Source organism: Vasconcelosia minhoensis LEGE 07310 (genome assembly GCF_015207255.1).
GTDB classification, from domain to species: Bacteria; Cyanobacteriota; Cyanobacteriia; order Phormidesmidales; family Phormidesmidaceae; genus Vasconcelosia; species Vasconcelosia minhoensis.
Genome location: NZ_JADEXG010000032.1, coordinates 15718 through 39286, shown reverse-complemented (window position 1 = coordinate 39286; position 23569 = coordinate 15718). Strand labels below are relative to the sequence as shown.

Annotated in this window: 19 protein-coding genes and 1 pseudogene; 18 read left to right on the top strand and 2 right to left on the bottom strand. The window is 54.9% G+C overall.

Translation table 11 applies throughout. The features are described 5' to 3' along the window. Positions 1–221: 221 nt before the first annotated feature. Positions 222–1734, top strand: a pseudogene (gene tnpC, locus IQ241_RS14125) (IS66 family transposase). Between the two features lie 12 nt (positions 1735–1746). On the opposite strand, the gene IQ241_RS14120 reads toward tnpC, so the two are convergent. Both IQ241_RS14120 and IQ241_RS14115 read right to left on the bottom strand, forming a co-directional pair. After that, entirely contained in the window at positions 1747–2538 is a 792-nt protein-coding gene (locus tag IQ241_RS14120) for a hypothetical protein (RefSeq protein ID WP_193908240.1), read from the bottom strand. 761 nt (positions 2539–3299) lie between these two features. After that, the gene (locus tag IQ241_RS14115; protein ID WP_193908238.1) at positions 3300–3701 is read right to left on the bottom strand and encodes an Hsp20/alpha crystallin family protein; all 402 of its coding nucleotides are present in this window, start codon (positions 3699–3701) and stop codon (positions 3300–3302) included. A 223-nt stretch (positions 3702–3924) separates the two neighbouring features. Here IQ241_RS14115 and IQ241_RS14110 point away from each other — a divergent pair, with 223 nt between their 5' ends. The 17 genes from IQ241_RS14110 to IQ241_RS14030 all read left to right on the top strand — a co-directional run bounded on the left by IQ241_RS14110 (position 3925) and on the right by IQ241_RS14030 (position 23566). Continuing rightward, a complete protein-coding gene (locus tag IQ241_RS14110; protein WP_193908236.1) occupies positions 3925–5001 on the top strand; it encodes a phosphotransferase in 1077 nt (358 codons plus the stop codon). Then, on the top strand, positions 4998–5936 hold the full coding sequence (locus IQ241_RS14105) for an ABC transporter permease (protein WP_193908234.1): 939 nt from the start codon (positions 4998–5000) through the stop codon (positions 5934–5936). Before IQ241_RS14110 ends, IQ241_RS14105 begins: the two co-directional genes overlap by 4 nt. Beyond that, a complete protein-coding gene (locus IQ241_RS26185; RefSeq protein WP_322743661.1) occupies positions 5882–6724 on the top strand; it encodes an ABC transporter permease in 843 nt (280 codons plus the stop codon). The genes IQ241_RS14105 and IQ241_RS26185 overlap by 55 nt, the downstream gene beginning before the upstream one ends. Continuing rightward, positions 6717–7904 carry an ABC transporter ATP-binding protein gene (locus IQ241_RS14095; protein WP_228021714.1) on the top strand — a complete coding sequence of 396 codons (1188 nt, stop codon included), beginning with the start codon at positions 6717–6719 and terminating at the stop codon, positions 7902–7904. The genes IQ241_RS26185 and IQ241_RS14095 overlap by 8 nt, the downstream gene beginning before the upstream one ends. 67 nt (positions 7905–7971) lie before the next feature. After that, complete coding sequence (locus tag IQ241_RS14090; RefSeq protein ID WP_193908281.1) at positions 7972–8751, top strand: ADP-ribosylglycohydrolase family protein; 780 nt, start codon at positions 7972–7974, stop codon at positions 8749–8751. Positions 8752–8779: 28 nt separating this feature from the next. After that, positions 8780–9811, top strand: a complete 1032-nt coding sequence (locus IQ241_RS14085) for a cysteine hydrolase family protein (RefSeq protein ID WP_193908229.1) — start codon at positions 8780–8782, stop codon at positions 9809–9811. Positions 9812–9886: 75 nt separating this feature from the next. Further along, positions 9887–10135: a DUF433 domain-containing protein gene (locus tag IQ241_RS14080; protein ID WP_193908227.1), complete on the top strand. Its 249-nt coding sequence runs from the start codon at positions 9887–9889 to the stop codon at positions 10133–10135. Between the two features lie 205 nt (positions 10136–10340). Then, on the top strand, positions 10341–13178 hold the full coding sequence (locus IQ241_RS14075; RefSeq protein ID WP_193908225.1) for a helicase-related protein: 2838 nt from the start codon (positions 10341–10343) through the stop codon (positions 13176–13178). Beyond that, on the top strand, positions 13175–17188 hold the full coding sequence (locus IQ241_RS14070; RefSeq protein ID WP_193908223.1) for an Eco57I restriction-modification methylase domain-containing protein: 4014 nt from the start codon (positions 13175–13177) through the stop codon (positions 17186–17188). Before IQ241_RS14075 ends, IQ241_RS14070 begins: the two co-directional genes overlap by 4 nt. Positions 17189–17223: 35 nt before the next feature. After that, positions 17224–17799 (top strand): Uma2 family endonuclease, encoded by a 576-nt coding sequence (locus tag IQ241_RS14065; RefSeq protein ID WP_193908221.1) that lies wholly within the window; start codon positions 17224–17226, stop codon positions 17797–17799. Between the two features lie 38 nt (positions 17800–17837). Further along, positions 17838–18095, top strand: coding sequence for a DUF2281 domain-containing protein (locus tag IQ241_RS14060; RefSeq protein WP_193908219.1), 258 nt, complete (start codon positions 17838–17840; stop codon positions 18093–18095). Positions 18096–18125: 30 nt separating this feature from the next. After that, positions 18126–18932, top strand: a complete 807-nt coding sequence (locus IQ241_RS14055; RefSeq protein WP_193908217.1) for a hypothetical protein — start codon at positions 18126–18128, stop codon at positions 18930–18932. A gap of 57 nt (positions 18933–18989) precedes the next feature. Next, a complete protein-coding gene (locus IQ241_RS14050) occupies positions 18990–19163 on the top strand; it encodes a hypothetical protein (protein WP_193908215.1) in 174 nt (57 codons plus the stop codon). Positions 19164–19172: 9 nt separating this feature from the next. Next, on the top strand, positions 19173–19496 hold the full coding sequence (locus tag IQ241_RS14045) for a nucleotidyltransferase domain-containing protein (RefSeq protein ID WP_193908213.1): 324 nt from the start codon (positions 19173–19175) through the stop codon (positions 19494–19496). Between the two features lie 316 nt (positions 19497–19812). Then, a complete protein-coding gene (locus IQ241_RS14040; protein WP_193908211.1) occupies positions 19813–20670 on the top strand; it encodes a ParA family protein in 858 nt (285 codons plus the stop codon). 2 nt (positions 20671–20672) lie between these two features. Beyond that, positions 20673–21395, top strand: a complete 723-nt coding sequence (locus IQ241_RS14035; RefSeq protein ID WP_193908209.1) for a ParB N-terminal domain-containing protein — start codon at positions 20673–20675, stop codon at positions 21393–21395. Between the two features lie 62 nt (positions 21396–21457). Then, complete coding sequence (locus tag IQ241_RS14030; protein WP_193908207.1) at positions 21458–23566, top strand: 3'-5' exonuclease; 2109 nt, start codon at positions 21458–21460, stop codon at positions 23564–23566. Positions 23567–23569 lie beyond the last annotated feature (3 nt).

The window sequence follows — 23569 nt, the reverse complement described above, 5'->3', positions numbered from 1 at the left end:
TAGATCTTGCAATTTTGTATAGTCTAGGTGAAACCTCTTTACTGTTAACTTTTTTAAAGTTGTAAATTATGTTTCAAGCCATACAGTAGCAATAGTAATAAGTTCTCAAAGTACGACTATAGCAATCCGACATGATTTTTGAGAGGTCTACTGAGGTAACCGTTCAGGGGGGTAAGCAAGGAATAGGGGTCACACCGGGCAGCATCAGGTAAGCTATGGCTATGACGGATGAGATCGAGCTAGCAGGCAGCCGCATAGCGCGGTCCGATTGGGAGGCCACACCGGCGAGCGTAAAGACGCTGGTGACAGAAGTCATGGGTCAGATAGGGCAGTTGCACGAGCGTGTTGCCCATCTGGAAGAGCGGTTAACGAAGAACTCAAAGAACTCATCGAAGCCGCCCTCGAGCGACGGCTTTGGGCCACCACCGGATGCTAAAGCCAAACCGCAGGGAAAGAAGCGCAAACGCGGGGGACAGCCGGGGCATCGGGGGCACCGCCGCGACCTGTATCCGAGCGAGCAGTGCAAGGAGGTCAAAGCCTACTATCCCGAGCAATGTAAGCGCTGCGGCGCAGCGCTGAGCGGGGAAGACCCAAGCCCCGAACGGCACCAGGTAGTGGATTTGCCGTCGATGGCACCAGAGGTGTATGAGCATCAGCTGCATCAGCGGGTGTGCGAGCACTGTGGCAGTGCGACCCGGGCGGAGCTGCCGCCGGCGGTGACGGTGAGCGGCTATGGCGAACGGCTGAGCGCATTCGTGGGGCTGTTGAGCGGACGCTACCGGCAGAGCCATCGGCAGGTGGTGTCACTGCTGAGCGAGGTGTTCGAGATTCGGGTGAGCAGCGGCAGCGTCAACCGGATGCGGCGGGAGCTGAGTGCAGCACTGGCCGAGCCGGTGGCGGCCGCCCAGCAGTATGTGCAGGGCTCAGCGGTGCTGCATAGCGATGAAACTAGCTTCCAGCAGGGCAACGCTGACGGCAGCAACCCGAGCGGCAAGCGGGGCTGGATGTGGGTGCTGGTGACGCCGCTGGTGAGCTTTTTTGAGGTGGCCCTGAGCCGGTCGCAGGCGACAGCACAAACCCTCATCGGCGAGGCGGTGAGCGGCGTTGTGGTCTCGGACCGCTACAGCAGCTACAACTGGATAGCGCTGGCGCAGCGACAGGTGTGCTGGGCACATCTAAAGCGAGACCTAACCGCTATCGCAGAGCGCAGCGGGGTGTCGCAGGCGGTTGGTGAAGCATTGCTCAGACGAGAGCGACGACTGTTTCGCCTCTGGCATCGGGTACGCGATGGGACCTTGAGTCGCGCTGCTTTTAGCCAGGCTATCGTGCCGTTGCAGCGAGGGTTCAAAGCCGAACTCGAAGCGGCAGCCCAAATCTCGATGACTGCCAAGGAGCGGACGCCTTTGGCCAAAACGGTGCGCACCTGTCGCAAGCTGTTGCAGGTCGAACCAGCGCTATGGACGTTTGTCGATACGCCCGGGGTAGAGCCGACGAACAATGCTGCCGAACGAGCTCTGCGGCCAGCTGTGATTTGGCGGCGCACCAGCTTTGGCGCTCAGTCGCAGGCGGGCTCTGAGTTTGTCTCTCGGATGATGACGGCAGTGACTTCACTGCACGCTCCGCAACGTATTAGAGTTCCTCGCTGACGCTTGTGGGGCAGCTCGCTATGGTCATCTGGCACCTAGCCTTTTGCCTGAGCACTCAGATAGTGCCGCATCTAACACTCAACCGTAACCCCCTGAACGGTTACCTATCTAGTATTACACTTTTGATTTCTTCAACATCCTCACTTATCTGCAAACTTTGAGCCTCAATCTGCTCGACTTTTGCATCAATAGGTGATATTGACCGATCAATAAGCCAAGTTGTAATTCCCCCTGCGCCCAGTAAAGCAATTAACCCGGTTACAGAAACATTTACGATAAAATCTCTTTTGCTATTGAGTTTATCCATTAGCATATTTAAATCAGTTTCTAAACTGGATTTTACTTCCCTAATTACACCAGTTAGGCCCCCTTGCCCATCATCGCCAGCTAGTCGCTTCTCCAGCTTTTCTAGTAACTTATTTGAAGCCAACTCACTAGTTAATAATCGACTTTGTTCAGCTATTGCTTTGCCAATAGAATCATCTACGTGCTGCTTAGTAGCAAGGGCTTTAATATTGTCCCTCAGAAAATCAATCTGCGCTGTAAATCCATCGATTCTCTCGTTAAGACCTATCGTTCTTTCGTAAACTTTTTCAAACCTCTCCTTAATTTCGTAAAGTTTGGCATCCGTCTTTGATTGTCCTTCTTCCAGCTGAGAAATAGCGGAATTTACTTCTTCACGAAGTAAAGTATACTCTTCTCTTAAGTCGACAACTGCTGAACCAACTGCTGAACCAATAACATCGGTTAATCTCTCGCTTTCCATTGATAATTGAGTTTGTAATTCTGAGATTCTTCCCTCAAGGTCGTTACATTTATTGACAAATATATCCACAGTATCTGTCAGTCGCTTGATATTTTCAACTATGGCGTCGTGATTAACTGTTGACATTTCTCTGTTAACACATTTATCGTTTGCTACAACGTTATCTCGTCTTCTACAGTAAAAAATATGATAATTTATAAACGTTTATCAGCTTTCAAATAGCGCATATATACTGACGCCAGTGTGTATATTCTATGACGCTGAAACCATTAATCCTTAGCTATTAGTCAGCTAAAAATTTACTCGAAGGTCGGCTCTCAGTCTAGTCTAAGCGTCAATGAAAGTCAATATACTCAGCACTGCATATCAACCAGTTCTGTCTATCGGGTGATAAAGTCGCTTTTGGCGAATGCGCCAGCTCTACCGAGTGCCGTGCGCTGCGAACCTAAGGGCAACCAATCCCATCCTCTGATGAATCTAGTCAATGAACCGCATGATCTGGTCCTGATGGGAATAGTCAACCAGCTGAAGGAATTTGAGCTGGCTATCAGCAGCGGGGGCATATCGAGCAGTATCACGCTACACCACGCTTGTGATATTCAAATCCTGACTTACATACTATACGGTGGCACTCCCCTGCCGAGCCGCATGAATGATCTGACGGGCATCACTGGTCGGACATAGGAAGCTATAGGTTCGCCTACCCTAGAGGTATCCGCTGCTGAACACCTCGGTCTTGCCGTTTCGCTGCGCAGTCCTTCAGTATGCTCACTCTGGCACTGGCAATAGGGGCATTCATAGGCTAGAAGTTGTTCAATATCACTGTTCTATCCATCACCCTCTAGATAGCCAGCGCCAGATCTCTATATTAGAGCCCAGTGAATGCTCTATTGATTCCCCGACGCTTTAGGCAGCTGTAGCCGCAAAATGCCGTGGGTATACTCCGCATGAACTCTGGGACAGTCAATCGCCGTCGGCAGCTGGATCAGGCGCTCAAACCGACCGTAGGTCAGCTCAGTCTCTAAAATGGCTCGATGCCGGTGAGACTCGCAGGCTGGACGGTAGCCGCTGACCAGTACGGAGTCTTGAAATACTTCGATGCTGATATCGCTGCTATCGATTCCTGGCAGGTCTAAGAACACATAGCAGGCATCGGGCGCTTCTTGAATTTCAGCCTGGGGCGAAAAGCTTTCCTGGTAGCCGACCTGGGGCTGGTCGATGCGGCAAACCAGGCGGCTGGTTCGATTGTTAAGCCGATTTTGGGTGTCCTGGGCAAAGTCAATAGCCATCGTTCCTCCAACGGTCTCTGAAGCATAGATTTAATTGCGGCCAGCGATGTCGCTAGCTCTATCTGTGAGCGTAGTCCGGCAATATGAGGAATTTATGAAGCTGGGCTTATCGAAAGGCATAGGTTGCGACCCGCTCTCAGGAAAATTTAAGCCTCTACTTATATCGGGGGTAGTTTAGGCCCGCTATAGTATTCACAGCCTTGCTGCATTCAGTCGGATACTATTGCCTGCCTCAACCTCGCTCAATCTGGGACAGCTTCGGGAGCAGTTACAGCGTCATCTGCGATCGCGGTCTATCGGCACGGAGAGCGATACGTTAGCGCTGCTGGCCCATGGCGAAGCCAACGCCATCTTTCGGCTGGGTCAAGACCGGCTGGTTCGAGTCGCGGTAAATACGCCAAATCAGCGGTTTCAGGGAGACTTCAGCCGCCTGACGACCTTTGAATGGACCATCCTGCGCTATCTCCAGGGCAGCGGCCTGGGCCATCGCCTGCTCGGTCAAAAGCTAGCGCCCAGTGACGACTTTCCCTATACCTATTTGATTACAAATTACATCCCCGGCCAGCCGCTGGACTATAGCCGTCCGCAGCTTCAGCGCTGCGCCGAAACCCTAGCTCGCCTGCATCGGCTGCCGCTGCGGGCAGGCTATGAAAATCTAGCCCAGCTGACGCCCCTGGTGCAGCGGGTGAGCCGTCCCCTAACGCTGTTTTTTGAAGAAGCGCGGGACTATGCCCAGCCCTACCTAGACGCGCCAGAGGCGGAGCCAGAAATCGTGGAGATGCTCCGATCGGTGCTGGCCAAAGCTGAGGCGCGGCTAGCCTCGGAGTCGCTGCTGTCAGACCATTTTCATGAATGCTTGGTGCATAGCGATCACACCTACGAGAACTGGGTGATCGACGACCGGCAGGCATTTTTAATCGATTGGGAGTGGGCTGAGATTGGTTCTCCGGCTGGTGACCTGGGCCATTTTCTATCGCCGGTGACGGTTCGCCGCTTTCAGGGCTATCAGCTGCCGCCAGCAGACCGGCAGTTTTTCCTGAAAATCTACTATGACGCCCTGGAAGATGCCGCGCTAGCTCAGAAAATACGGATTCACTTTACCGTGTTTGGGGCGTTTCCAGCGGTGCGATCGCTCTGCTGGACCGCAGGCTACTGGGTCACCGCCCGCCGCTGGTATGCCGACTCGCTGGCGGAAAGCGCCAGCGCGGCCAGTCGGATGGCGCGGCTCGAAGACAGTCGGCGGCAGTTTCCCCAGCTCTGGGCCGAGGTGATGGACTGGCTGGAGGAACCGCTGCCATGACCAGCGCCCATCCCAAGCTGGTCCGCCAGCGGGGGCGGTTCGGACGGTGGCGACAGCAGCTTTCCGAGATTTCCTGGCAGGCCTACCTGCTGTTGCTGCCCGCCGTCAGTCTGATTGCCGTCCTTTTTGGCGGCGGCCTGATCCTGGCATTTTTGCAGAGCGTTGGGCTGCTGGGGCTCACCAGCGAGGGCAGCCTCTCGCTAGAGGCCTATCGGCAGGCCCTGGGCAGCGGCGAGTTTTGGCAGTCTTTGGGCCTCAGCCTGTACATTGCCCTGACGACGACGGTGCTTTCAACTGTGCTCAGCGTTGGCCTGGCAATGCTGCTGCAGGGGACCGGCCGCTGGGCCAGCTTTGCCTGTCAGCTTACCCTGCCGATTCCCCACCTGGTCGGTATCGCCGGCATTTTGCTGCTGCTCTCCCCCAGCGGACTGCTGTCGCGGCTGCTGTTTAGCCTGGGCTGGATTAGCTCAGATCAGGACTTTCCGCTGCTGGTGAATGACGGGGCTAATTTTGGCGTGATGATCCACTTCTTGTGGAAAGAAATTCCGTTCATGACCCTGATTTTGCTGGCGGTGCTGCGGGGCATTCGGCCGGAGTACGGCATTCAGGCCCGAGCCCTGGGGGCGAACCCCTGGCAGTGCTTCTGGCATGTCACCCTGCCGCTGATGCGACCGGGGATCATTTCGGCTAGCCTGATCGTGTTTGGCTTTATTTTTGGTTCCTTTGAAGTGCCGTTTTTGCTGGGCTCTACCTATCCTAAAACCTTGCCGGTGCTGGTGTATCAGGCGTTCACCGATGTGGACCTGAACCAGCGGGCAGTCGCGATCGCGCTGGGTCTGATCCTTTCCGCCATTTCCATGAGCCTGATCGCCTGCTACCTGTGGCTGAGCTCTGGCAAACCCTACCGCTGGCTGGTCGGGCGGAGGCAGCCATGACCCGAAAGCTAGCCTTACTGCTGATTGTGACGGTGCTGTTTCTGCCGTTTTTACCCCTGCTGATCTGGTCCTTTGCCAAAGGCTGGTATTTTCCGCAGCTGCTGCCTCAGGATTGGACCCTGCAAAACTGGGTCAGTATCTTAGCGATCAGTAGCAAAGTGGGCCAGGGCTTTTTTCAGAGTCTGCTGATTGCCAGCATTTCGACCGGCCTGGCGCTGCTGGTCGGTCTGCCCGCCGGTCGCGCCCTGGGGCTAATGACGTTCCCTGGCAAAGGCGCGATTAAGCTTTTCCTGCTGCTGCCGATTATCGTTTCTCCCCTGGCAACCCTGATGGGGATTCAGTTTATGCTGATCCGCCTGGGGCTGAGCGGCACGATTCTCGGCGTCGTCCTGGTTCACCTACTGCCGACTATCCCCTATATGACCCTCGTGCTCAGCAGCGTCTACGCCAACTTTGACACCGGCTACGAAGCCCAGGCCCGCTCCCTAGGGGCTTCACCGATTCAGGTGCTCTGGCAGATTACCCTGCCGCTGGTCGCTCCCGGCGTCGTCGTGGGGGCTTTATTCGCCTTTTTGATTTCCTGGAATGAGTTTCTGCTGACCTTCTTCGTCGGCAGCGGCAGAGTCTTCACCCTGCCCATGGTGCTGTTTACCTCCTTGCAGGGAGGCAACACCGGCCTGACGGCAGCTATTTCGATTACCTCTATCCTGCCAGCCCTGATCTTTCTGCTGTTTTCCAGTCGGGCTTTGCGAAGCGATGCGGCGATTGGAGGCCTGGGCGATGTTTAAGACCGACTCCCTGCCAACTCCCATGCCCTATCTCTCCCTCCAAAATCTGACCAAAACGTTCCACGGTACTCCCGCCGTCCGGGAGCTTTGGTTGGATGTCAATCCCGGCGAACGGATTTCTCTGCTGGGTCCCTCTGGCTGCGGCAAATCCACGACCCTACAGCTGATGGCCGGGATCCTTCAGCCCGACCAGGGCGACATATTTCTAGAGGCGCGATCGCTGCGCCGGGTGCCGCCGGAAAAGCGAGGAATGGCCCTGGTGCTGCAAAAGGGAATGCTGTTTCCGCACCTGAGCGTCGGCGAGAATGTCGCCTTTGGGCTGAAGATGCGAGGCGTTAGCCGAGTTGAGCAGGCGGAACGCGCGATCGCGATGCTCGACCAGGTGCAGCTCAGCGGCTTTGAAAATCGTAGCCCCTCGGAGCTTTCGGGCGGGCAGGCGCAGCGGGTGGCGGTGGCGCGATCGCTGGTGATCCAGCCCAAGCTGCTGCTGCTGGATGAGCCGCTGTCTGCCCTCGATGCCAGCCTGCGCAGCGATATGCAGGAGCTGATTTTGCGGCTCCAGGACGAAACCGGCGTCACCCTAATTATCGTCACCCACGACCAGAGCGAAGCCATCGTCATGTCCCACCGGGTGGCGCTGATGTTCGACGGCTGCCTGCGTCAGGTCGATACGCCAGAAGCCCTCTACCAGCACCCGGTCGATGAAACCGTCGCCCGCTTTTTCGGCGGCGTCAATTTCTTTCCGGCCGAAGCCCAGCAGCGGCAGCTCCAGCTGTCCGGCGGCGACCGCCTCAGCACCGAGCATCCCCAGCAGGGACCTGTACAGGTCACCATTCGTCCCGAACAGATCCACGTGATGCCCGACCCCATCTGCGGCATCAACCTGCTGCCGGTCACCGTGACCCAAAATCGCTTTATCGGCACCCAGCGCCACCTTACGCTTAAAACCGTTGCTAACCTGGAACTGCAAGCCTGGGTGCCGCCCAGCCAGAACTTTGCGGTGGGTCAAGCCGCGATCGCGCACCTCCCCCCCGACGCCCTCTGGACTTTTCCGGCCCAGGCTGAAGGGGGAGACTGCTCCGAACAGGGCCGGCAGCTGGCGTCAACGAGGTCAAGGCTGGGGAATGGCAACAGCAACCATCAGGCCCCAGATCAGGTCGAAGCGCAGTCGCTGAGCTAAAACGGCTTAAAAGACCCGGTTACAGAATCCAATTTTTGAGTCAAATTGAAATCTAAGGATGAGGCCTATGCTAGGCGCGATCGCGGGTGACATGATTGGTTCGGTCTACGAATTTGCCAATCACAAATCAAAGGAATTTCCCCTGTTTACAGCGCAGACTAGCTTCACCGACGACACCATCCTCAGCGTGGCGGTGGCCGACGTGCTGCTGAACGGCGGCGACTATATCCAGGCGTTTAAGCGCTACTACCAGCGCTATCCCCACCCCTGCGGCGGCTACGGAGCGCGGTTTGGAACCTGGGCCGCGTCGAGCGATGCCGCGCCTTACTATAGCTGGGGCAACGGTTCGGCGATGCGGGTGAGCCCGGTGGGCTATGCCTTTGACGAACTGGACTCGGTGCTGGCCGCCGCCGAGCAGAGCGCCGCCGTGACCCACAATCATCCTGAGGGAATTAAGGGGGCGCAGGCCACCGCGATCGCGATCTTTTGGGCGCGGCAGGGCAAGGCTAAACGCGATATTAAGAGCGGCATCGAATCGCGGTTTGGCTATGATCTCAGCCGTCCGTTAGACAAAATTCGGCCCGGCTACACCTTCAGTGAGTCCTGTCAGGAAACGGTGCCGGAGGCGATCATCGCCTTTTTGGAATCGACCGACTTTGAAGACGCCATCCGGAATGCGGTTTCCCTGGGCGGCGATGCCGATACGCTCACCTGCATTACCGGCGGCATTGCCGAGGCGTTTTACGGCGGCGTTCCCGAACCCATCGCCAGTCAGGTTTGGCAGCGGCTAGATCCGCCCCTGCGGCAGATGACGGCGGCCTTTCGCGATCGCTATTCGCTACCATAATTTCCAACGTTTCTCACCCTGAAGCCCCATGACTCTGCAAACCCGGACCCCCGACTTTTTTGACCCCACCCGGGTCGGCGAAATCTGGCGCGTGCCCTACGAGAAGCGTACCGCCGAGGCCAAGCGCTGGGCGCAGCAGCACGGCATATCCCTGGCCCATACCGACGAAACCCGCATCTGCCTGCTGGCAATTGACGTTCAGAATACCTTTTGCCTGCCCGACTTTGAGCTATTCGTCGGCGGACGCTCGGGCATGGGCGCTGTGGAAGACAACGTGCGGCTGTGCGAATTTATCTACCGCAACCTAGGTGCGATTACTGAGATTGCGCCGACGATGGACACCCACACCGCAATGCAGATTTTTCATGCAGCCTTTTGGGTCAATGAAGACGGCGAGCATCCTGCGCCGATGACGACGCTTTCGGCTGAGGAGGTGCAGCAGGGAAAGTGGCGAGTGAACCCGGCGGTGGCTCAGAGCCTGCCTGATTTCGATTACGATAGTCTGCAAACCTTCGCTCAGCACTACGTCCAGCGTCTTACCAGCGACAGCAAATATCCGCTGACGATCTGGCCCTATCACTCTATGCTGGGCGGCATTGGCCATGCCCTCGTGCCCGCCTTTGAAGAAGCCTGCTTTTTTCACAATATGGCCCGCGATCGCCAAACCCGCTTTGAGGTCAAAGGCGGCAATCCGCTGACTGAAAACTACTCTGTGCTGCGGCCCGAAGTCCTAGAAGACGCCAGCGGCCAGCCCATTGCCGAAAAGAATAATCCCTTTATCGAACATCTGCTGACCTTTGACGCCGTCATCGTCGCAGGCCAGGCCAAAAGCCACTGCGTCGCCTGGACGGTCGATGACCTGCTCAGCGAGATTCAGGCTACCGACCCGGCTCTGGCCCAAAAGGTTTACCTGCTGGAGGACTGCACCTCGCCAGTGGTCATCCCCGACGTGGTCGATTTTACCGACCAGGCCGACGACGCCTATGAGCGCTTTGCCCAAGCTGGGATGCATTTGGTGCAGTCAACGGACGCGATCGCAGACTGGCCGCTAGTCAGATAAGCGCTTCCGGGCTAGCAACATTTCTAGACTAAACCTGTGAGAATGGAACCATAAGCGCAAAACAATTCGCGAATCATGACTCGCCAAGAACTGCTGAATCGCATTTCAATCAATCCCAATATCTGCTTTGGTAAGCCTTGCATTAGAGGCCATCGTATTTGGGTGTCATTAATTCTAGATTTCATGGCCAGCGGCATAACGACCTCCGAAATTCTAGATGACTATCCTCAGTTAGAACCTAACGATATCCTGGCCTGCATTGCCTATGGTGCAGAAATGTCCCGCGAGCGGTTTGTCGAAATTCCTATTGACTCTGTTACATGAAATTGGAGAAACCGAAAAGATTTTCTCAATAAGACTTCCACAGTAAGCGAGAATTAAAGACAAACGCTTCTTCCCTGTCAGCCGAGCAGGTGTTCTTCACGCAAATGGGTACAGTCTCTCTGGACAAAGCTTGGAAAGTAGCTAAGAATACCGGTATAGTGTCTTGGCATAAGGACGCTTAAAAGGACTTACTGTCAGGGCTTGAATGGCTGATCGGTTTATTCCTACACCTGGGTCTGTGGTGACCTGCCGCGATCGCGAGTGGATTGTACTGCCCTCAGAAATTCCTGAGGTCGTCCGGCTCAGGCCGCTCAGCGGTAGTGAAGAGCAGGTTTGCGGCATCTACCGTCCGCTGGAGCTAGAGCCGATTACCTCAGCTCAGTTCCCAGCCCCTGATCCAGAGGCCGTCCAAGACCATACCGCTGCCCAGCTGCTGATGGATGCGGCCCGGCTGAGCCTGCGGAGTGGCGCGGGTCCCTTTCGCTCGCTGGGTCGATTATCGGTGCGGCCCCGGCCCTATCAGGTAGTGCCGCTGCTGATGGCGCTGCGGCTGGAGACGATTCGGCTGCTGGTGGCGGATGATGTCGGGATTGGGAAGACCATAGAAGCTGGGCTGATTGCCCGAGAAATGCTCGATCGGGGTGAGGTTAAACGCCTGGCCGTGCTCTGCCCGCCGCATCTGTGCGACCAGTGGCGGCGGGAGCTACGGGAAAAATTTCATATCGATGCGGTCGTGATCCGCTCGGGAACGGTTAGCAAGCTGGAGCGCGGGCTGCCAGGAGGAGACCACTCTGTTTTTGACTACTATCGCCATATCATCGTCAGCCTGGACTATGCCAAATCGGATCGCCGTCGGGCCAGCTTTTTGACCCACTGCCCCGATTTAGTGATCGTGGATGAGGCCCATACCTGCGCTCGCCCCGGTGGGCAGAGTGCTTCTCAGCAGCGGCATCAGCTGCTTCAGGAAATCGTTCAGCGACAAAGTCAGCATCTGGTCCTGCTGACCGCAACGCCTCACAGCGGGATTGAAGAGTCCTTTCTGTCGATTATGGGCCTGCTTAATCGCAAATTTGAGACCTGGGATGTCAACAGCCTCACCCAGGCGCAGCGGATTGAGCTGGCCAGCCATTTCGTCCAGCGCCGCCGGGCTGACGTGAAGCAGTGGCTGGGCAATGAGACGCCTTTTCCTGAGCGCGACCCCCTGGAGCAGCCGTACAAGCTGTCTACAGAATACCGTGCCCTGTTTGAGCAGGTCTATAACTTTGCCCGGGGGCTGGTGCAGACCACTACCCAGGAGATGAGCTATGCCCAGCGGCGAGGACGCTACTGGGCGGCGTTGGCCCTGATTCGCTGTGTGATGTCTTCCCCGGAAGCTGCCGTGGCAACCCTGACCAAGCAGGTGAGGAAGACGGAGATAGCCCCGACGGCTGAGATTGATGAAGACCTGATGATCGCCTACACCTACGACCCGACCGACCAGGAGCAGGCGATCGATGCCCAGCCAACGATCGCAGTTGAGCAGGGTCAGCGCACCTACAAAGATGCCGATCGCCGTAAGCTCAGGGGGTTTATTCAGGCGACTAGCCAGATTAAAGGCGCTCAGGATGCTAAGCTTCAGGCCGCGATCGCAACCCTCCAGTCCCTGCTGGATGATGGCTTCAATCCGATTATCTGGTGTCGCTACATTGCTACGGCCAACTATGTAGCAGAGCAGCTGCGGGATAAGTTTGAGAAAAAACGGGGCAGCAAAATCCGCGCGATCGCGATTACGGGTGAGCTGTCTGAGGATGAGCGCGAAGTTCGCCTGGCGGAGCTGACCACCTATCCGCAGCGGATACTGGTGGCGACGGACTGCCTGAGTGAAGGGGTGAATCTCCAAGCGTTTTTCAATGCGGTGATTCACTACGACCTGCCCTGGAATCCAAACCGGCTGGAGCAGCGGGAAGGCCGGGTGGACCGCTACGGCCAGACCGCGCCAGTGGTCAAAAGCTATCTGCTCTATGGGCAGGATAACCCGGTCGATGGCGCGGTGCTGACTGTCTTGATTCGCAAGGCGGTAGAAATCCACAAGACGCTGGGAATTACGGTACCTGTGCCGATGGACAGCGCTACCGTTTCAGAGGCCGTATTTAAGTCGCTGTTCGACCGTAAGGCCGATGCAGAGCAGCTTTCGCTGATAGACCTGCTGGATGCAGAAGAAGCCGCTGTCGATCAGGTGCATAAAAGCTGGGACCGGGCGGTGGAGCGAGAAAAGGTCAGCCGCACCCGGTTTGCCCAGCGGGCGATTAAGCCGCATGAGGTGGAGCAGGAGCTGGTAGAGTCGGAACAAATTTTGGGTAGCGAAGCCGACGTAGAGCGCTTTGTGAAGGCCGCCTGTGGTCGATTGAATGCGTCCCTACAGCAGAAAAAGCAGGGCTGGCGGCTGCCGTCGATTCCCCTGCCGCTACAGCCTATATTAGGGACGGAACCGCGCATGATCACCTTTAGTACTCCCGCGTCCGAAGGGGTTGAGTATGTGGGGCGCAATCATCCGCTGGTGGAGGGCCTGGCCCGCTATCTGCTGGAGGAGACATTGGTAAACCGGCAGGACCCGATCGCGGCTCGCTGTGGCTTTACGATTACCGATGCGGTGGCGCAGCGCACAACGATTTTGCTGCTGCGATCGCGCTATCTGCTCAGCAGCCCCCGAGTCGAGACGCTGCTAGCTGAGGAATGCTTTGTCGCTGGGTTTACCGGCCCCCCTTCAAATCCGCTATGGCTGGAGGAAAATGCGGCGCAGCGGCTGCTCCAGCAGGCGGAACCGGTAGGGGATATCGCCCCGGCCCTGAAGCGGATGGAAATGGAAAGTTTGGTTAACAGCCTGGGCCAGCTTGAGCCGGAGCTAGCCGCGATCGCCCAGGGGCGCAGCCAGTCACTCGCCCAGTCCCATCGGCGCGTCCGCAGCATCACGAAGGAGGGCCAGATCCGGGTGAAGCCCCAGCTGCCGATGGATGTCCTGGGCCTGTTCGTGCTCCAGCCCGGCCAGCGGAGGGAAGCGGGATGAGGAATCCAGTCGATATGCCAGTCGGGGTGGATATTCAAGGCAATCTGATTGCGCCGGATCTGACGGCGGAAATTTTGGCTGGCGAGGCTCGGGGCCAGTCTCCGGAGGACTTTGGCCTGGATCGGGGTGACAAGCTGGCGGATGAAATCGCGATCGCCTGGGGCGATGCCAAAGCCTACTGGTCAGCGTTTCAACGAGCCGTTTCCCGACTGCCGGAGGATGACCCGGCGACCTCTGCGACTCGCGAGCAGTGGGCGGTGCCGCTGATGATGAGCCTGGGTTACAAGCCGGTCTACACCGCTAAAGCAGAGGTAGTCGAGGGGCAGACCTATGCCATTTCGCACCGGGCCGAGCGGGGCGAAAATAGGCCCCCGGTGCATATCATCGGCTGCCGCCTGCGGCTAGAGCAGCGGCCTCCCAGCGGCACGCCTCGGCTGTCGGCCCATGCGCTGGTGCAGGAATATCTGAACCGGACTGAGCATCTCTGGTCGGTGGTGACGAATGGGCTACGGTGGCGGCTGCTGCGAGACTCTACGTTGATGACGCGGCTGACCTATGTGGAGTTTGACCTAGAGCAGATTCTCAACGGGGAAAATTTTGCTGAGTTTGGCCTGTTTTATCGGCTGTTCCATCGCTCTCGCCTGCCGCAGGGCATGGAGGATGCCGACGACTGCCTGCTAGAGGTTTATCACCAGGCGTCGGTACAGCAGGGCGGTCGGGTGCGCGATCGCCTGCGAGACGGCGTGGAGTCGGCGCTGAGGACTCTGGGGTCAGGATTCTTACAGCATCCTAGCAACCAGGCTTTGAGGGATAAATTCCCCTCTTTTACTGCTTCCCGGCCCTCATCCCCTAGCTCCTTCTCCCCGGGGGAGAAGGGGAACCAATCCAATCTCCCCTCGCTCTCTGGGAGAGGGGTCGGGGGTGAGGGATTAACAGATACTGCTTACTACCGGCTGCTGCTCATGCTGATCTACCGGCTGCTGTTCCTGATGGTGGCGGAGTCGCGCAGTCTGCTGCTCTCTGCCGATGACCCGGAGCAGGCAAGAATCTATCAGGACTACTACAGCATTGAGCGGCTGCGAACCCTGGCAGAGCGACCCAGCTGGCGGCGGGAAGGCTTTCAAGACCTGTGGCAGGGGCTGCGGGTCACTTTTCAGCTATTTGACGAAAACTGGCGCGGCCAGATGCTGGGCCTGACGCCGCTGGATGGCGATCTGTTCGGCTCCCACACGCTAGCCGAGCTAGACGGCTGTGCGATCGATAACCACGATTTGACCCTGGCGCTGCGGCAGCTGTCGCTCTATGAGCAGAAGGGCCAGCGGCGGCGGGTGAATTACGGCGCGCTGGATGTGGAGGAGCTGGGCAGCGTCTACGAAAGCCTGCTGGACTTCCATCCTCAGGTAGTGCAGCGGCAGGGGAATTGGGAATTTCAGCTGGTGACGGGGAGCGATCGCAAAACGACAGGGTCCTATTACACGCCGCCGGAGCTGGTGGGGCAGTTGATTAAGAGTGCGCTGGAGCCGGTGATTGAGGAGCGGTTGCGGAATCTAAATCGCCAACAAGCCCAATCCCAAGCCCTCCTCTCCCTAAAAATCTGCGACCCCGCCTGCGGCTCTGGCCATTTTCTCCTCGCTGCCGCCCGCCGCATTGGCAAAGAACTCGCCCAAGTCCGCACCGGAGAAGCCCAGCCCGGCCCGGAACCCCTACGAGTGGCTATCCGCGATGTCATCCAGCACTGCATTTATGGCGTCGATTTGAATCCTTTGGCAGTGGACCTCTGTAAGGTGGCGCTATGGCTAGAAGGGCTCTGCCGAGGTCTGTCGCTGAATTTTTTGGACCATCGGATTAAGTGCGGCAATTCGCTGGTGGGGGTGCTGGATCTGGACTGTCTAAAGGAAGGGATTCCGGATAATGCCTTTAAGCCGGTGACGGGGGATGACAAGAAGCTGGCCTCTCAGTTCAAAAAGCGCAATAAGCAGGAGCGCGAAAGCTCGGCAGCGGGGCAGTTTGAGCTGGTGTTTGAGAACTTTGAGCGCGATCGCGAAACCTATGCCAAGGCATGGCGCGAGGTGGAGGGAATGAAGGATGACGACCCGGCGGCGGTGCGGCTAAAGCAGGCGAAGTATGAGCGCAGTCGGCATCTGATGTCGTGGTTGAGGGACCGGTCGGCCTGCAATCTGTGGACAGCGGCGTTTTTTATGCCGCTGACGGAGCAGAATCTACAGCTGTTGCCAACTTCGGCGCTGGTGAAAAATCTGCTCCAGGGCAACAGTCGGCTGGATCAGGTAGTAGATGCGGCAGATCGGCTGGCAGAGGAAAAGCGGTTTTTTCACTGGCCGCTGGAGTTCCCGGAGGTGTTTGAGCAGGGTGGGTTTGACTGTATGTTGGGGAATCCACCTTGGGAAAAAATCCAGGTTGAGGAGAAGCCTTTTTTTGCAGTTAAAGTCCCGGAGGTTTCAAAGGCTACAGGCTCTAAACGCAAGAAAATGATCGAGAGCTTAAGGCAAGAAAGTCCTGAGACTTACAGACAGTTTGAAGATTATAGGAAAGAAGTTGAGTCAATTGATAAATTCATTAAGCTCAGCCTTCGATTTCCACTAACTGGTAACGGAAAGCTGAATACATATTCAATATTCTCAGAACTTTTCCTCAATGGAATTTCGCTTTGCGGAGCAAGTGGCCTGATCGTGCCCTTGGGAATAGCAACAGATGATGGAAATAAGCAATTCTTTTCACATTTAATAGAAGATGAAAGACTAATGTCGCTCTGGGGATTTGAAAACGAAGAGTTTATGTTCCCCGAGGTGCATCATGCATTCAAATTTGTTTTGATGTCAATTTCAGGAAAAGCGGCTATGAAGAACAAAGGTGTTAGTTTTGCATTCTACTGTCGTAAGTCTGGAGATATAAGCGAAAAATTGAGGCAGTATGAGATGCTTTCTCCAGAAATTATCTTGGTGAATCCGAATACAAAAACATCTCCTATCTTCAGAACTCGTGTTGACGCTGACCTAACAAAAAAAATATATGCCTACACTTCAGTTATTAGAGATAACAGCAAAGATTCAAATCCTTGGAAGATTTCAATTCATAGGATGCTCAACCAAACTGATGATTCCGAGCTTTTTATCACAAAAAAGGATTTATCCAGCCGAGGCTATAGCTCTAGCATGAATTCTTTAGTGTGTAAAGAAAAAACATTTCTACCTGTATACGAAGCTAAAATGATTCACCAGTTCGATCATCGATTCGGAACTTATAAAAATCAATCTAAAGCTCAGGAAAACCAAGGTAAGCTTCCAGAGCTGGACGACGATCAGCATAAGCAGGTAAACTTATTTTCTATTCCAAGATACTGGGTTGAATCGGATTTTCTTTCGAAATTTATTTCTCATCACACAAAAAAAAGGTGGCTTCTAGCTTTTAGAGATATCACAAGCTCGGGAGTCTTCAGAACTGCAATCGCAGCTTTCATACCCAGGGTTTTTGCATCTGAAACTTGCAAGATTGTATACTTTGATGAAAGTGTAAAGACCGCTCTTGTATTATGTTTCCTAGCCTGCATCAATTCTCTGGTGTTTGATTACTGCGCGCGACAAAAAGTCAGCGGCAATCATCTTTCAACTTTTATCTTTGAACAACTCCCTGTTATCCCCCCAAACAGCTACAGCCGTGCCGACATCGACTTCATCGCTCCCCGCGTCCTCGAACTCACCTACACCGCCTGGGACCTGCAACCCTTCGCCCAAGACATGGGTTACGACGGTGAGCCCTTCATCTGGAACCCAGAGCGCCGCGCCCTCCTCCGGGCCGACCTCGACGCCTATTACGCCCACCTCTACGGGCTCAGCCGCGACGAGCTGCGCTATATCCTCGACCCTGCCGACCTCTACGGCCCCGACTTCCCCAGCGAAACCTTCCGCGTCCTGAAAAATAATGAACTCAAGCAGTTCGGCGAATACCGCACCCAGCGCCTCGTCCTCGCCGCCTGGGATAAACTAGGGTTTTAGACCCGCCGGATCGGCATTGCCAACTCCCACCGCCTATGATTTTGTCAACCCTTGATCTCAACCCCGTCATTGACCTCACCGATGAGCAATTCTATCAGCTGTGTCAGGCCAACCCCGAGGTCAAATTCGAGCGCAATGCAAACGGCACCCTAGTGATTATGTCCCCCACCGGTGGCGAAACGGGCAATCGCAATTTTGAAATCGGCGCAGATTTTGCGATCTGGAATCGTCAAACCCAGTTGGGGATTTGTTTCGATTCTTCCACCGGCTTCAGGCTACCCAACGGAGCCCAGCGATCGCCCGATATCGCCTGGATTAAACAAAGCCGCTGGCAGGCCCTCACCCCGGCCCAGCGAGAACGATTTCCCCCCATCGCCCCCGACTTTGTGCTGGAACTGCTGTCGCCCTCCGATACCCTGCCAGCCAGCCAAACCAAAATGCAAGAGTATATCAACAACGGAGTTCAGCTGGGATGGCTGATCGAGCGCAAAACTCGCACCGTCCAAATTTACCGCCCTGGCAAACCGGTAGAAACGTTAAATAATCCCAGCCAGCTATCCGGCGAAGCCATCCTACCCGGCTTCACCCTCGATATGTCCCTCGTTTGGTAAACAGACAGCCCTATGCAGCTCAGATAAAACATAGTCCTATGCTTGACCTCAACCACATCCAATCCGATATCGCCGTCTTACCCGAGGAAGCCCAACGGCTTGTCCTCGATTTCGTCAGCTTTCTCAAACAGCGCTATTCAGAGCCTGCCCAACCAGAAGACAAGCCTGAGAAAAGCACGTACCAAAAATTTAAGGAAAGCGGACTGATCGGCTGCGTCTCAATCGAAGAAGACCTCTCTATCACCTATAAGCAAACTCTCACCGAAGAGTTGACCGCTAAATATGATCATCAGTGATACGGGCTCTACCAAGTTTTGAGAAGAGAAATGACTAAAGTGAGTCCCATCCGAATTTTGGCAGCCGCTATTGCGTACCGTGCCGATCAGGATACTCGAAATGAATTATATAACGGAGTTATAGCAGGCGAAGATGACTATGTATCTGCCTTGGCCAATGAAATACGAAGGACATGGAAGGCTTTCAACCTTCGTTGTTATTTACATTCACAGAAGCTCAATAGACTACAAGAGAGCACCTTCGGTTGCGATGCATTAATTTTATTTAAGGAAGCTGCCAAGGCAAAGCTATGTTTATTTGAAGCAAAATATCCTCGCATTTGTTCTCAATCATATTACCAATGGGACAGCATGCAGACATCTTCCCAAATCTCTCATTTTAGTGACCAGCTACGTCGTCAGGCTCGATGGATTCATTTAGCAGCAATTTGGGAATTATTTGTTCTTGAGTGCAAGCCAGGAGTAAGACATAGCCATTTTGACATTTGGGGCTCTACCTGCATTTGGCATAATCCAGTTTTGAAGTACGACCACTTCTGCCGCACCTCGGATAAGTGGAATAACGACCAGCTAATAGACTTGTTAAGAAGAGTTAAGAAGCCGCCATTTAGCACAAGGCAAGCAAACCTTTTTGATGTATTGACTTCAGTGCTTTCCTGCAAAGCAGGATTCCCAATACCAATCGAAAATGGTTTTCTAAGAATTACCTCTTCTGACAGGGTTTCTGAGGTCAGAGTTCCATCAAATCTTGAAAATATGGAGCAATCTATACCTAATTTTTGTGAAGAGTACGGTGTTAAACATTTTCTGTGTTTAGAACTCAACGACGAAGCTTAAGCAGAGTCTAAATAATATATTTATCTGTACCCCCGAAGAACTTATGGAAGATGAACTATGAAAGATGACCCAATCGTGCAAGAAATCCGCGCTATTCGCGACGCCTATGCCGCTGAATTTAACTATAATCTCGAAGCTCTATATCAAGACATCAAGAAACAAGAGCAATCGAATCCGAAGCCTCATCACCGTCTAGCCCCAAAACGATTACAAACTCAGCATGACATCTAACTCATACCCATGCAGCACCCTCAACTTAAGTCAATCCTTCAAGCAGTCAAAGACCATTTGTCATCTTATTATCGAGAGCGGTTAAAAGCGCTCATATTGTATGGATCTCAGGCTAGAGAGGAAAGCCATGAATTTTCAGATATCGATATCCTAGTAGTTCTAAAAGGATCTATTAATCCATATCAAGAAATTGATAATACAAGTCAATTCATAGCTCAAATTAGTCTTGAACATGACGTTCTTATTTCTCGCCACTTTGTCTCCTTTGATAAATTTGACTCTAGCGACACCCCTTTTCTTCATAACGTCAAAGCGGAAGGAGTTTGGTTATGAAAACTGAAACACCTTCGTTTTCGTCAAAGTGAGCAGTTCATTCAGCTGGCAAACAGAATTCTAATCACCGAAACGTAACCAATCAAAAACCTGATTGAGGCTGCCGTCATGGTTAAAAGCATCCTTATCCTACAAACTGATTTTATGAGAAGCCTGTGCCCCTGATCCCCCAGCCCCTTCTCCCCAAGGAGAAGGGCAGCCAGATTCAAAGTCCCTCTCCCCAGGGAGAGGGATTTAGGGTGAGGGCAATCAGAACGCTTACCAAAGCAGAATACGCCCCAAGCCCCATTCCCAAAAAGCCGTTATAAAAACACCCATGAAAACGATCGCGATTTACCACAATAAAGGCGGCGTCGGCAAAACCACCACCGCCGTCAACCTCGCCGCCGCCTTCAAGAATAAGGGCAAGCGAGTGTTGCTCATCGACATCGACGCCCAGGCAAACTCTACCTTTGCCACAGGGCTAATCAAATTTCAGTTCGAGGAAGAAGATGACATCAAAGGCAAGAACGTCGTACAGCTGCTCAGCTCCAGCGAATTTGACTTCATCCCCGAAATAGTCCGCAAATCACAGGAATTCAATACTCCAGAAATCGACATTATCCCCTCCCACATTACGCTAATTGATGTGCAGCAGCAGCTAACCCGCTTTGCCGCTAGCCGCCTGCGCCTCAATACCAAACTTCAGCGAGTAGAGGATGACTACGATGTTGTAATTGTCGATGCGCCTCCCTCCCGAGATCTCTACGCCGAAATTGCCCTGATTGCAGCCGATTACCTGATCATCCCCTCTGATATGAAACCTTTTGCCAATCAGGGATTGAGCAATGTTAAAAACTTTGTTCAGGAAACCAATGAAACCCGCTCCAGCATTGGCAAACAGCCTCTGAAAGTGCTCGGGGTGCTGCCCTCCAAGGTGCTCACCAATTCAAGATATCTGGACTTTGTTTTTCCTAAACAAAAAGAAGCCGTGATTCAACGCTATGGGTTTCCGGTACTTGATACTGTCATTTACGAGCGGGTGGCCCTGTCCAACTGCGTCAATAAAACTCTGACCATGGGCAATTTAGAAGTTCCCGACCCAAAATCCATCTTTGAGTTTGACCGTAACTGTGACTCGGTCAAAGAGTTCAGAAACCTTTCCTTCGAAGTCATGCAAAAAATTGGAGCCTAGCCATGAGCGAATATTATCAGGTAGACGTCAAGAGCATTACCTCAGGGGCTCCGCGCTCAAAGTTTAAAGAAGCCGAGCTGGAGACCCTGGCCCAGAGCATTCTGGCAGCGGGCGGGCTGCTGTCTCCCCTGCTGCTGAAGCAAACCGGGATAGAGTCCTACGAAGTGCTGGCGGGCGATCGCGAATATTACGCCGCCGTCAGAGCCAAAGAAATCAACTCCCGCGCTGGGGAAATGGTCAACGCTTTTGTCATCCCAGACAAAATGGCAGAACTTGCCATTGACCAGTTTGCCGCGCTGCATCAGTCACCGCCTACGAGCCCGCCTGAAGCCTCAGCAGAAACTGCGACCCCAGCCGCGACATCCACCACAGAGCAGCGCCTGACCAATCTAGAATCTCGACTGGATGGAGCCCTGCAAGACATGAAGCAGGCCCACCAGCGCGACATCAGCCGATTGGAGCAGCAGCTCACCCAGCTCCAGCAGCAAATTCCTCAGAAAGTTGAGCCGTTGGAGATTTTCAATACCTCCAGCACCTCAGCCCTCCTGCAAAAGCTGGCGGCTATCGGTATTCGCGGCAAAAATGCAGAAAAGCTGATCCAGGGCATCGAGCAGGCTCGCGAGCAGTCTGCCTTTACCTCATTTACAGATGTCGTCAGCCGCGTCAAAGGCTTAGGCGATAAGCGAATGCTGACTATTTTAGACGCTTGGGGAGGCATGTATTAAGCCTCTCACGCATTGCCTTGATATCCTTAAAACTCCTGCGTCGCTACCCACCGTAAATTGCTATGACCCCCTGGGCGCTATCCTTCACCGGAACCTTTTACAGCGAGCTGCTGAATCTTCCTAAAGCAGTTCAAAAGAAAATCAAAAAAACGCTGAAGGTGCTTGAAGCCGACCCGATTTCTGCCCAGGGCGATGCCAAAAAGCTGAGAGGCTATAGCAATAACGTTTACCGCGTCCGCATGGGCGACTATCGCCTGTTCTATAGCTTCGGTCAGGGCTGGGTAAAGCTGCTCAGCGTGCGCAAGCGCGACGAGCGCACCTACGAAATCGAGCTATCCGAAGTTGATGACCCAGCACCACCGCCCGAGAGCAGCGTTTTAGACCCCCAAGCCATCGAGGTCGTGCCGTCAGACCCTGCGACCGTTTCCCCAACGGCCACAGCTGAGGCCGCTGGGGCCGACGAAGCGACTTCTTTAATCCAAACCTCACTCCCTTTTGAGCTGACTGATGCTGTCCTTCGGCAGTGGCAGCTTCCGCCCGAATACTGGTCAGCTATCCAGGCGACCTCCCATTCCGAAGCCCTGCTGGAGCTGCCCGTTCCCGAGCAGTATATCCAGCGCATCGTTGACAACCTCTATCCCAAACCTATAGAAGACATTATCGAAGAGCGCGAGTACGTGCTCCAGCAGCCCGAAGACCTCGAACGCTTTGTCGCAGGCAGCCTCACCCATTTTCTCCTCAAGCTCGACCCAGAGCAGGAAAAGCTCAGGGATTTTGGCAAGCAAGGCCCGATTCTGGTCAAGGGCGGCCCCGGCACGGGCAAATCTACCCTGGCCCTCTACCGGGTTCAGAATTTGCTAGCGCAGGGGTTCAAGCCCGTCCTATTTACTACCTTTACCAAAGCTCTGGTCACCTACTCCGAGCAGCTGCTGAGTCAGCTCTTGGGCCAACCCCTCGACCGGGCAGGCGTCAAAGTGGCGACCGTTGACGCCCTCGCCCGTCGCTACTACGTCCAAACCCACGGCGAGCCTCAGTTTGCCGACAAAGCTCAGCGGCTCGCGCTACTCAGAGAAGCCCTCCACACCACAGCTATCCCAGCCAAAAATGCCTTTGATCTCCAGGTCCGCCGCCAGACCTTAGAGCGGCTGGGGCTGCCCTACCTGATGCAGGAAATCCAGGACGTGATCGACGGCTGGGGCCTAACCACGCTGGACGAATACCTGGCCCTGGAGCGGCGGGGGCGCGGCGTCCCGCTCCAGGCGACCGTGCGAACGGCGCTGTGGAGCGTCTACCAGACCTGGCGGCGGCTGATGCAGCGGGACGGCTGGACCACCTGGCCGCAGCTTCGCTGTCAGGCCCTGGCCGTAGCAGAGCAGCTGCCAGACCCCCCTTACCAAGCCATCGTGATTGACGAAGCGCAGGACCTATCGCCCGTGGCCCTGCGATTTCTGCTGGCCCTGGTGCCGTCGCTCAAGGGCTTCTACCTCACCGCCGATGCCTCTCAGTCTCTCTATCAGCGCGGCTTTAGCTGGAAGCAGATCCACACCGATCTGAAGGTATCGGGGCGGACGCTACAGCTGAAGCGAAACTATCGCAATACTCGGCAGATCATGGCGGCCTGCCGCACGATTTTAGCAGACACCGCTGCCGGAGACGCAGACAGCCTCAGCCTGGAACCCTCTGCCTACCAGGGGGCTACCCCGACCCTCGTCCTCACCGATAGCGTCGAGCAGGAAAGTCGGCTGATCCTTGCCTTTTTTAAGGCGGCGGCCAAACGCTTTCGCCTGCCGATATACGGCGGCGCGGTGCTGTGCCCGCGCAAAGATATGGGAACCGCGATCGCGCAGCGCCTGGTAGACCAGGGCACAGCGGCGCAGTTTGTCTCAGGTCGCGATATTGATCTACAGGGCACCTACATCAAGGTGCTGACCCTCCACTCGGCCAAAGGCTTAGAATTTCCCTTCGTGGCAATCGTGGGGCTGCGCCAGGGCATACTGCCTTACATTAGTGCCGACTTGCCCGACGATGAGCTGGCGGCGGTTTCAGACGAGCAGCGTCGTCTGTTCTATGTGGGCTGCTCCCGAGCCATGCGAGCCCTGCTGGTCTGCGGCTCACGCTCAAATCCCTCATCGTTTTTGGACCCGCTTACAGACCCCGACTGGCAGAGGTAGTCA

Coding starts and splice junctions, on each gene's coding strand:
- IQ241_RS14120 (WP_193908240.1), bottom strand. CDS start 2,538: ATGTCAACAGTTAATCACGACGCCATAGTTGAAAATATCAAGCGACTG.
- IQ241_RS14115 (WP_193908238.1), bottom strand. CDS start 3,701: ATGGCTATTGACTTTGCCCAGGACACCCAAAATCGGCTTAACAATCGA.
- IQ241_RS14105 (WP_193908234.1), top strand. CDS start 4,998: ATGACCAGCGCCCATCCCAAGCTGGTCCGCCAGCGGGGGCGGTTCGGA.
- IQ241_RS14095 (WP_228021714.1), top strand. CDS start 6,717: ATGTTTAAGACCGACTCCCTGCCAACTCCCATGCCCTATCTCTCCCTC.
- IQ241_RS14090 (WP_193908281.1), top strand. CDS start 7,972: ATGCTAGGCGCGATCGCGGGTGACATGATTGGTTCGGTCTACGAATTT.
- IQ241_RS14085 (WP_193908229.1), top strand. CDS start 8,780: ATGACTCTGCAAACCCGGACCCCCGACTTTTTTGACCCCACCCGGGTC.
- IQ241_RS14080 (WP_193908227.1), top strand. CDS start 9,887: ATGACTCGCCAAGAACTGCTGAATCGCATTTCAATCAATCCCAATATC.
- IQ241_RS14075 (WP_193908225.1), top strand. CDS start 10,341: ATGGCTGATCGGTTTATTCCTACACCTGGGTCTGTGGTGACCTGCCGC.
- IQ241_RS14070 (WP_193908223.1), top strand. CDS start 13,175: ATGAGGAATCCAGTCGATATGCCAGTCGGGGTGGATATTCAAGGCAAT.
- IQ241_RS14065 (WP_193908221.1), top strand. CDS start 17,224: ATGATTTTGTCAACCCTTGATCTCAACCCCGTCATTGACCTCACCGAT.
- IQ241_RS14060 (WP_193908219.1), top strand. CDS start 17,838: ATGCTTGACCTCAACCACATCCAATCCGATATCGCCGTCTTACCCGAG.
- IQ241_RS14055 (WP_193908217.1), top strand. CDS start 18,126: ATGACTAAAGTGAGTCCCATCCGAATTTTGGCAGCCGCTATTGCGTAC.
- IQ241_RS14050 (WP_193908215.1), top strand. CDS start 18,990: ATGAAAGATGACCCAATCGTGCAAGAAATCCGCGCTATTCGCGACGCC.
- IQ241_RS14045 (WP_193908213.1), top strand. CDS start 19,173: ATGCAGCACCCTCAACTTAAGTCAATCCTTCAAGCAGTCAAAGACCAT.
- IQ241_RS14040 (WP_193908211.1), top strand. CDS start 19,813: ATGAAAACGATCGCGATTTACCACAATAAAGGCGGCGTCGGCAAAACC.
- IQ241_RS14035 (WP_193908209.1), top strand. CDS start 20,673: ATGAGCGAATATTATCAGGTAGACGTCAAGAGCATTACCTCAGGGGCT.
- IQ241_RS14030 (WP_193908207.1), top strand. CDS start 21,458: ATGACCCCCTGGGCGCTATCCTTCACCGGAACCTTTTACAGCGAGCTG.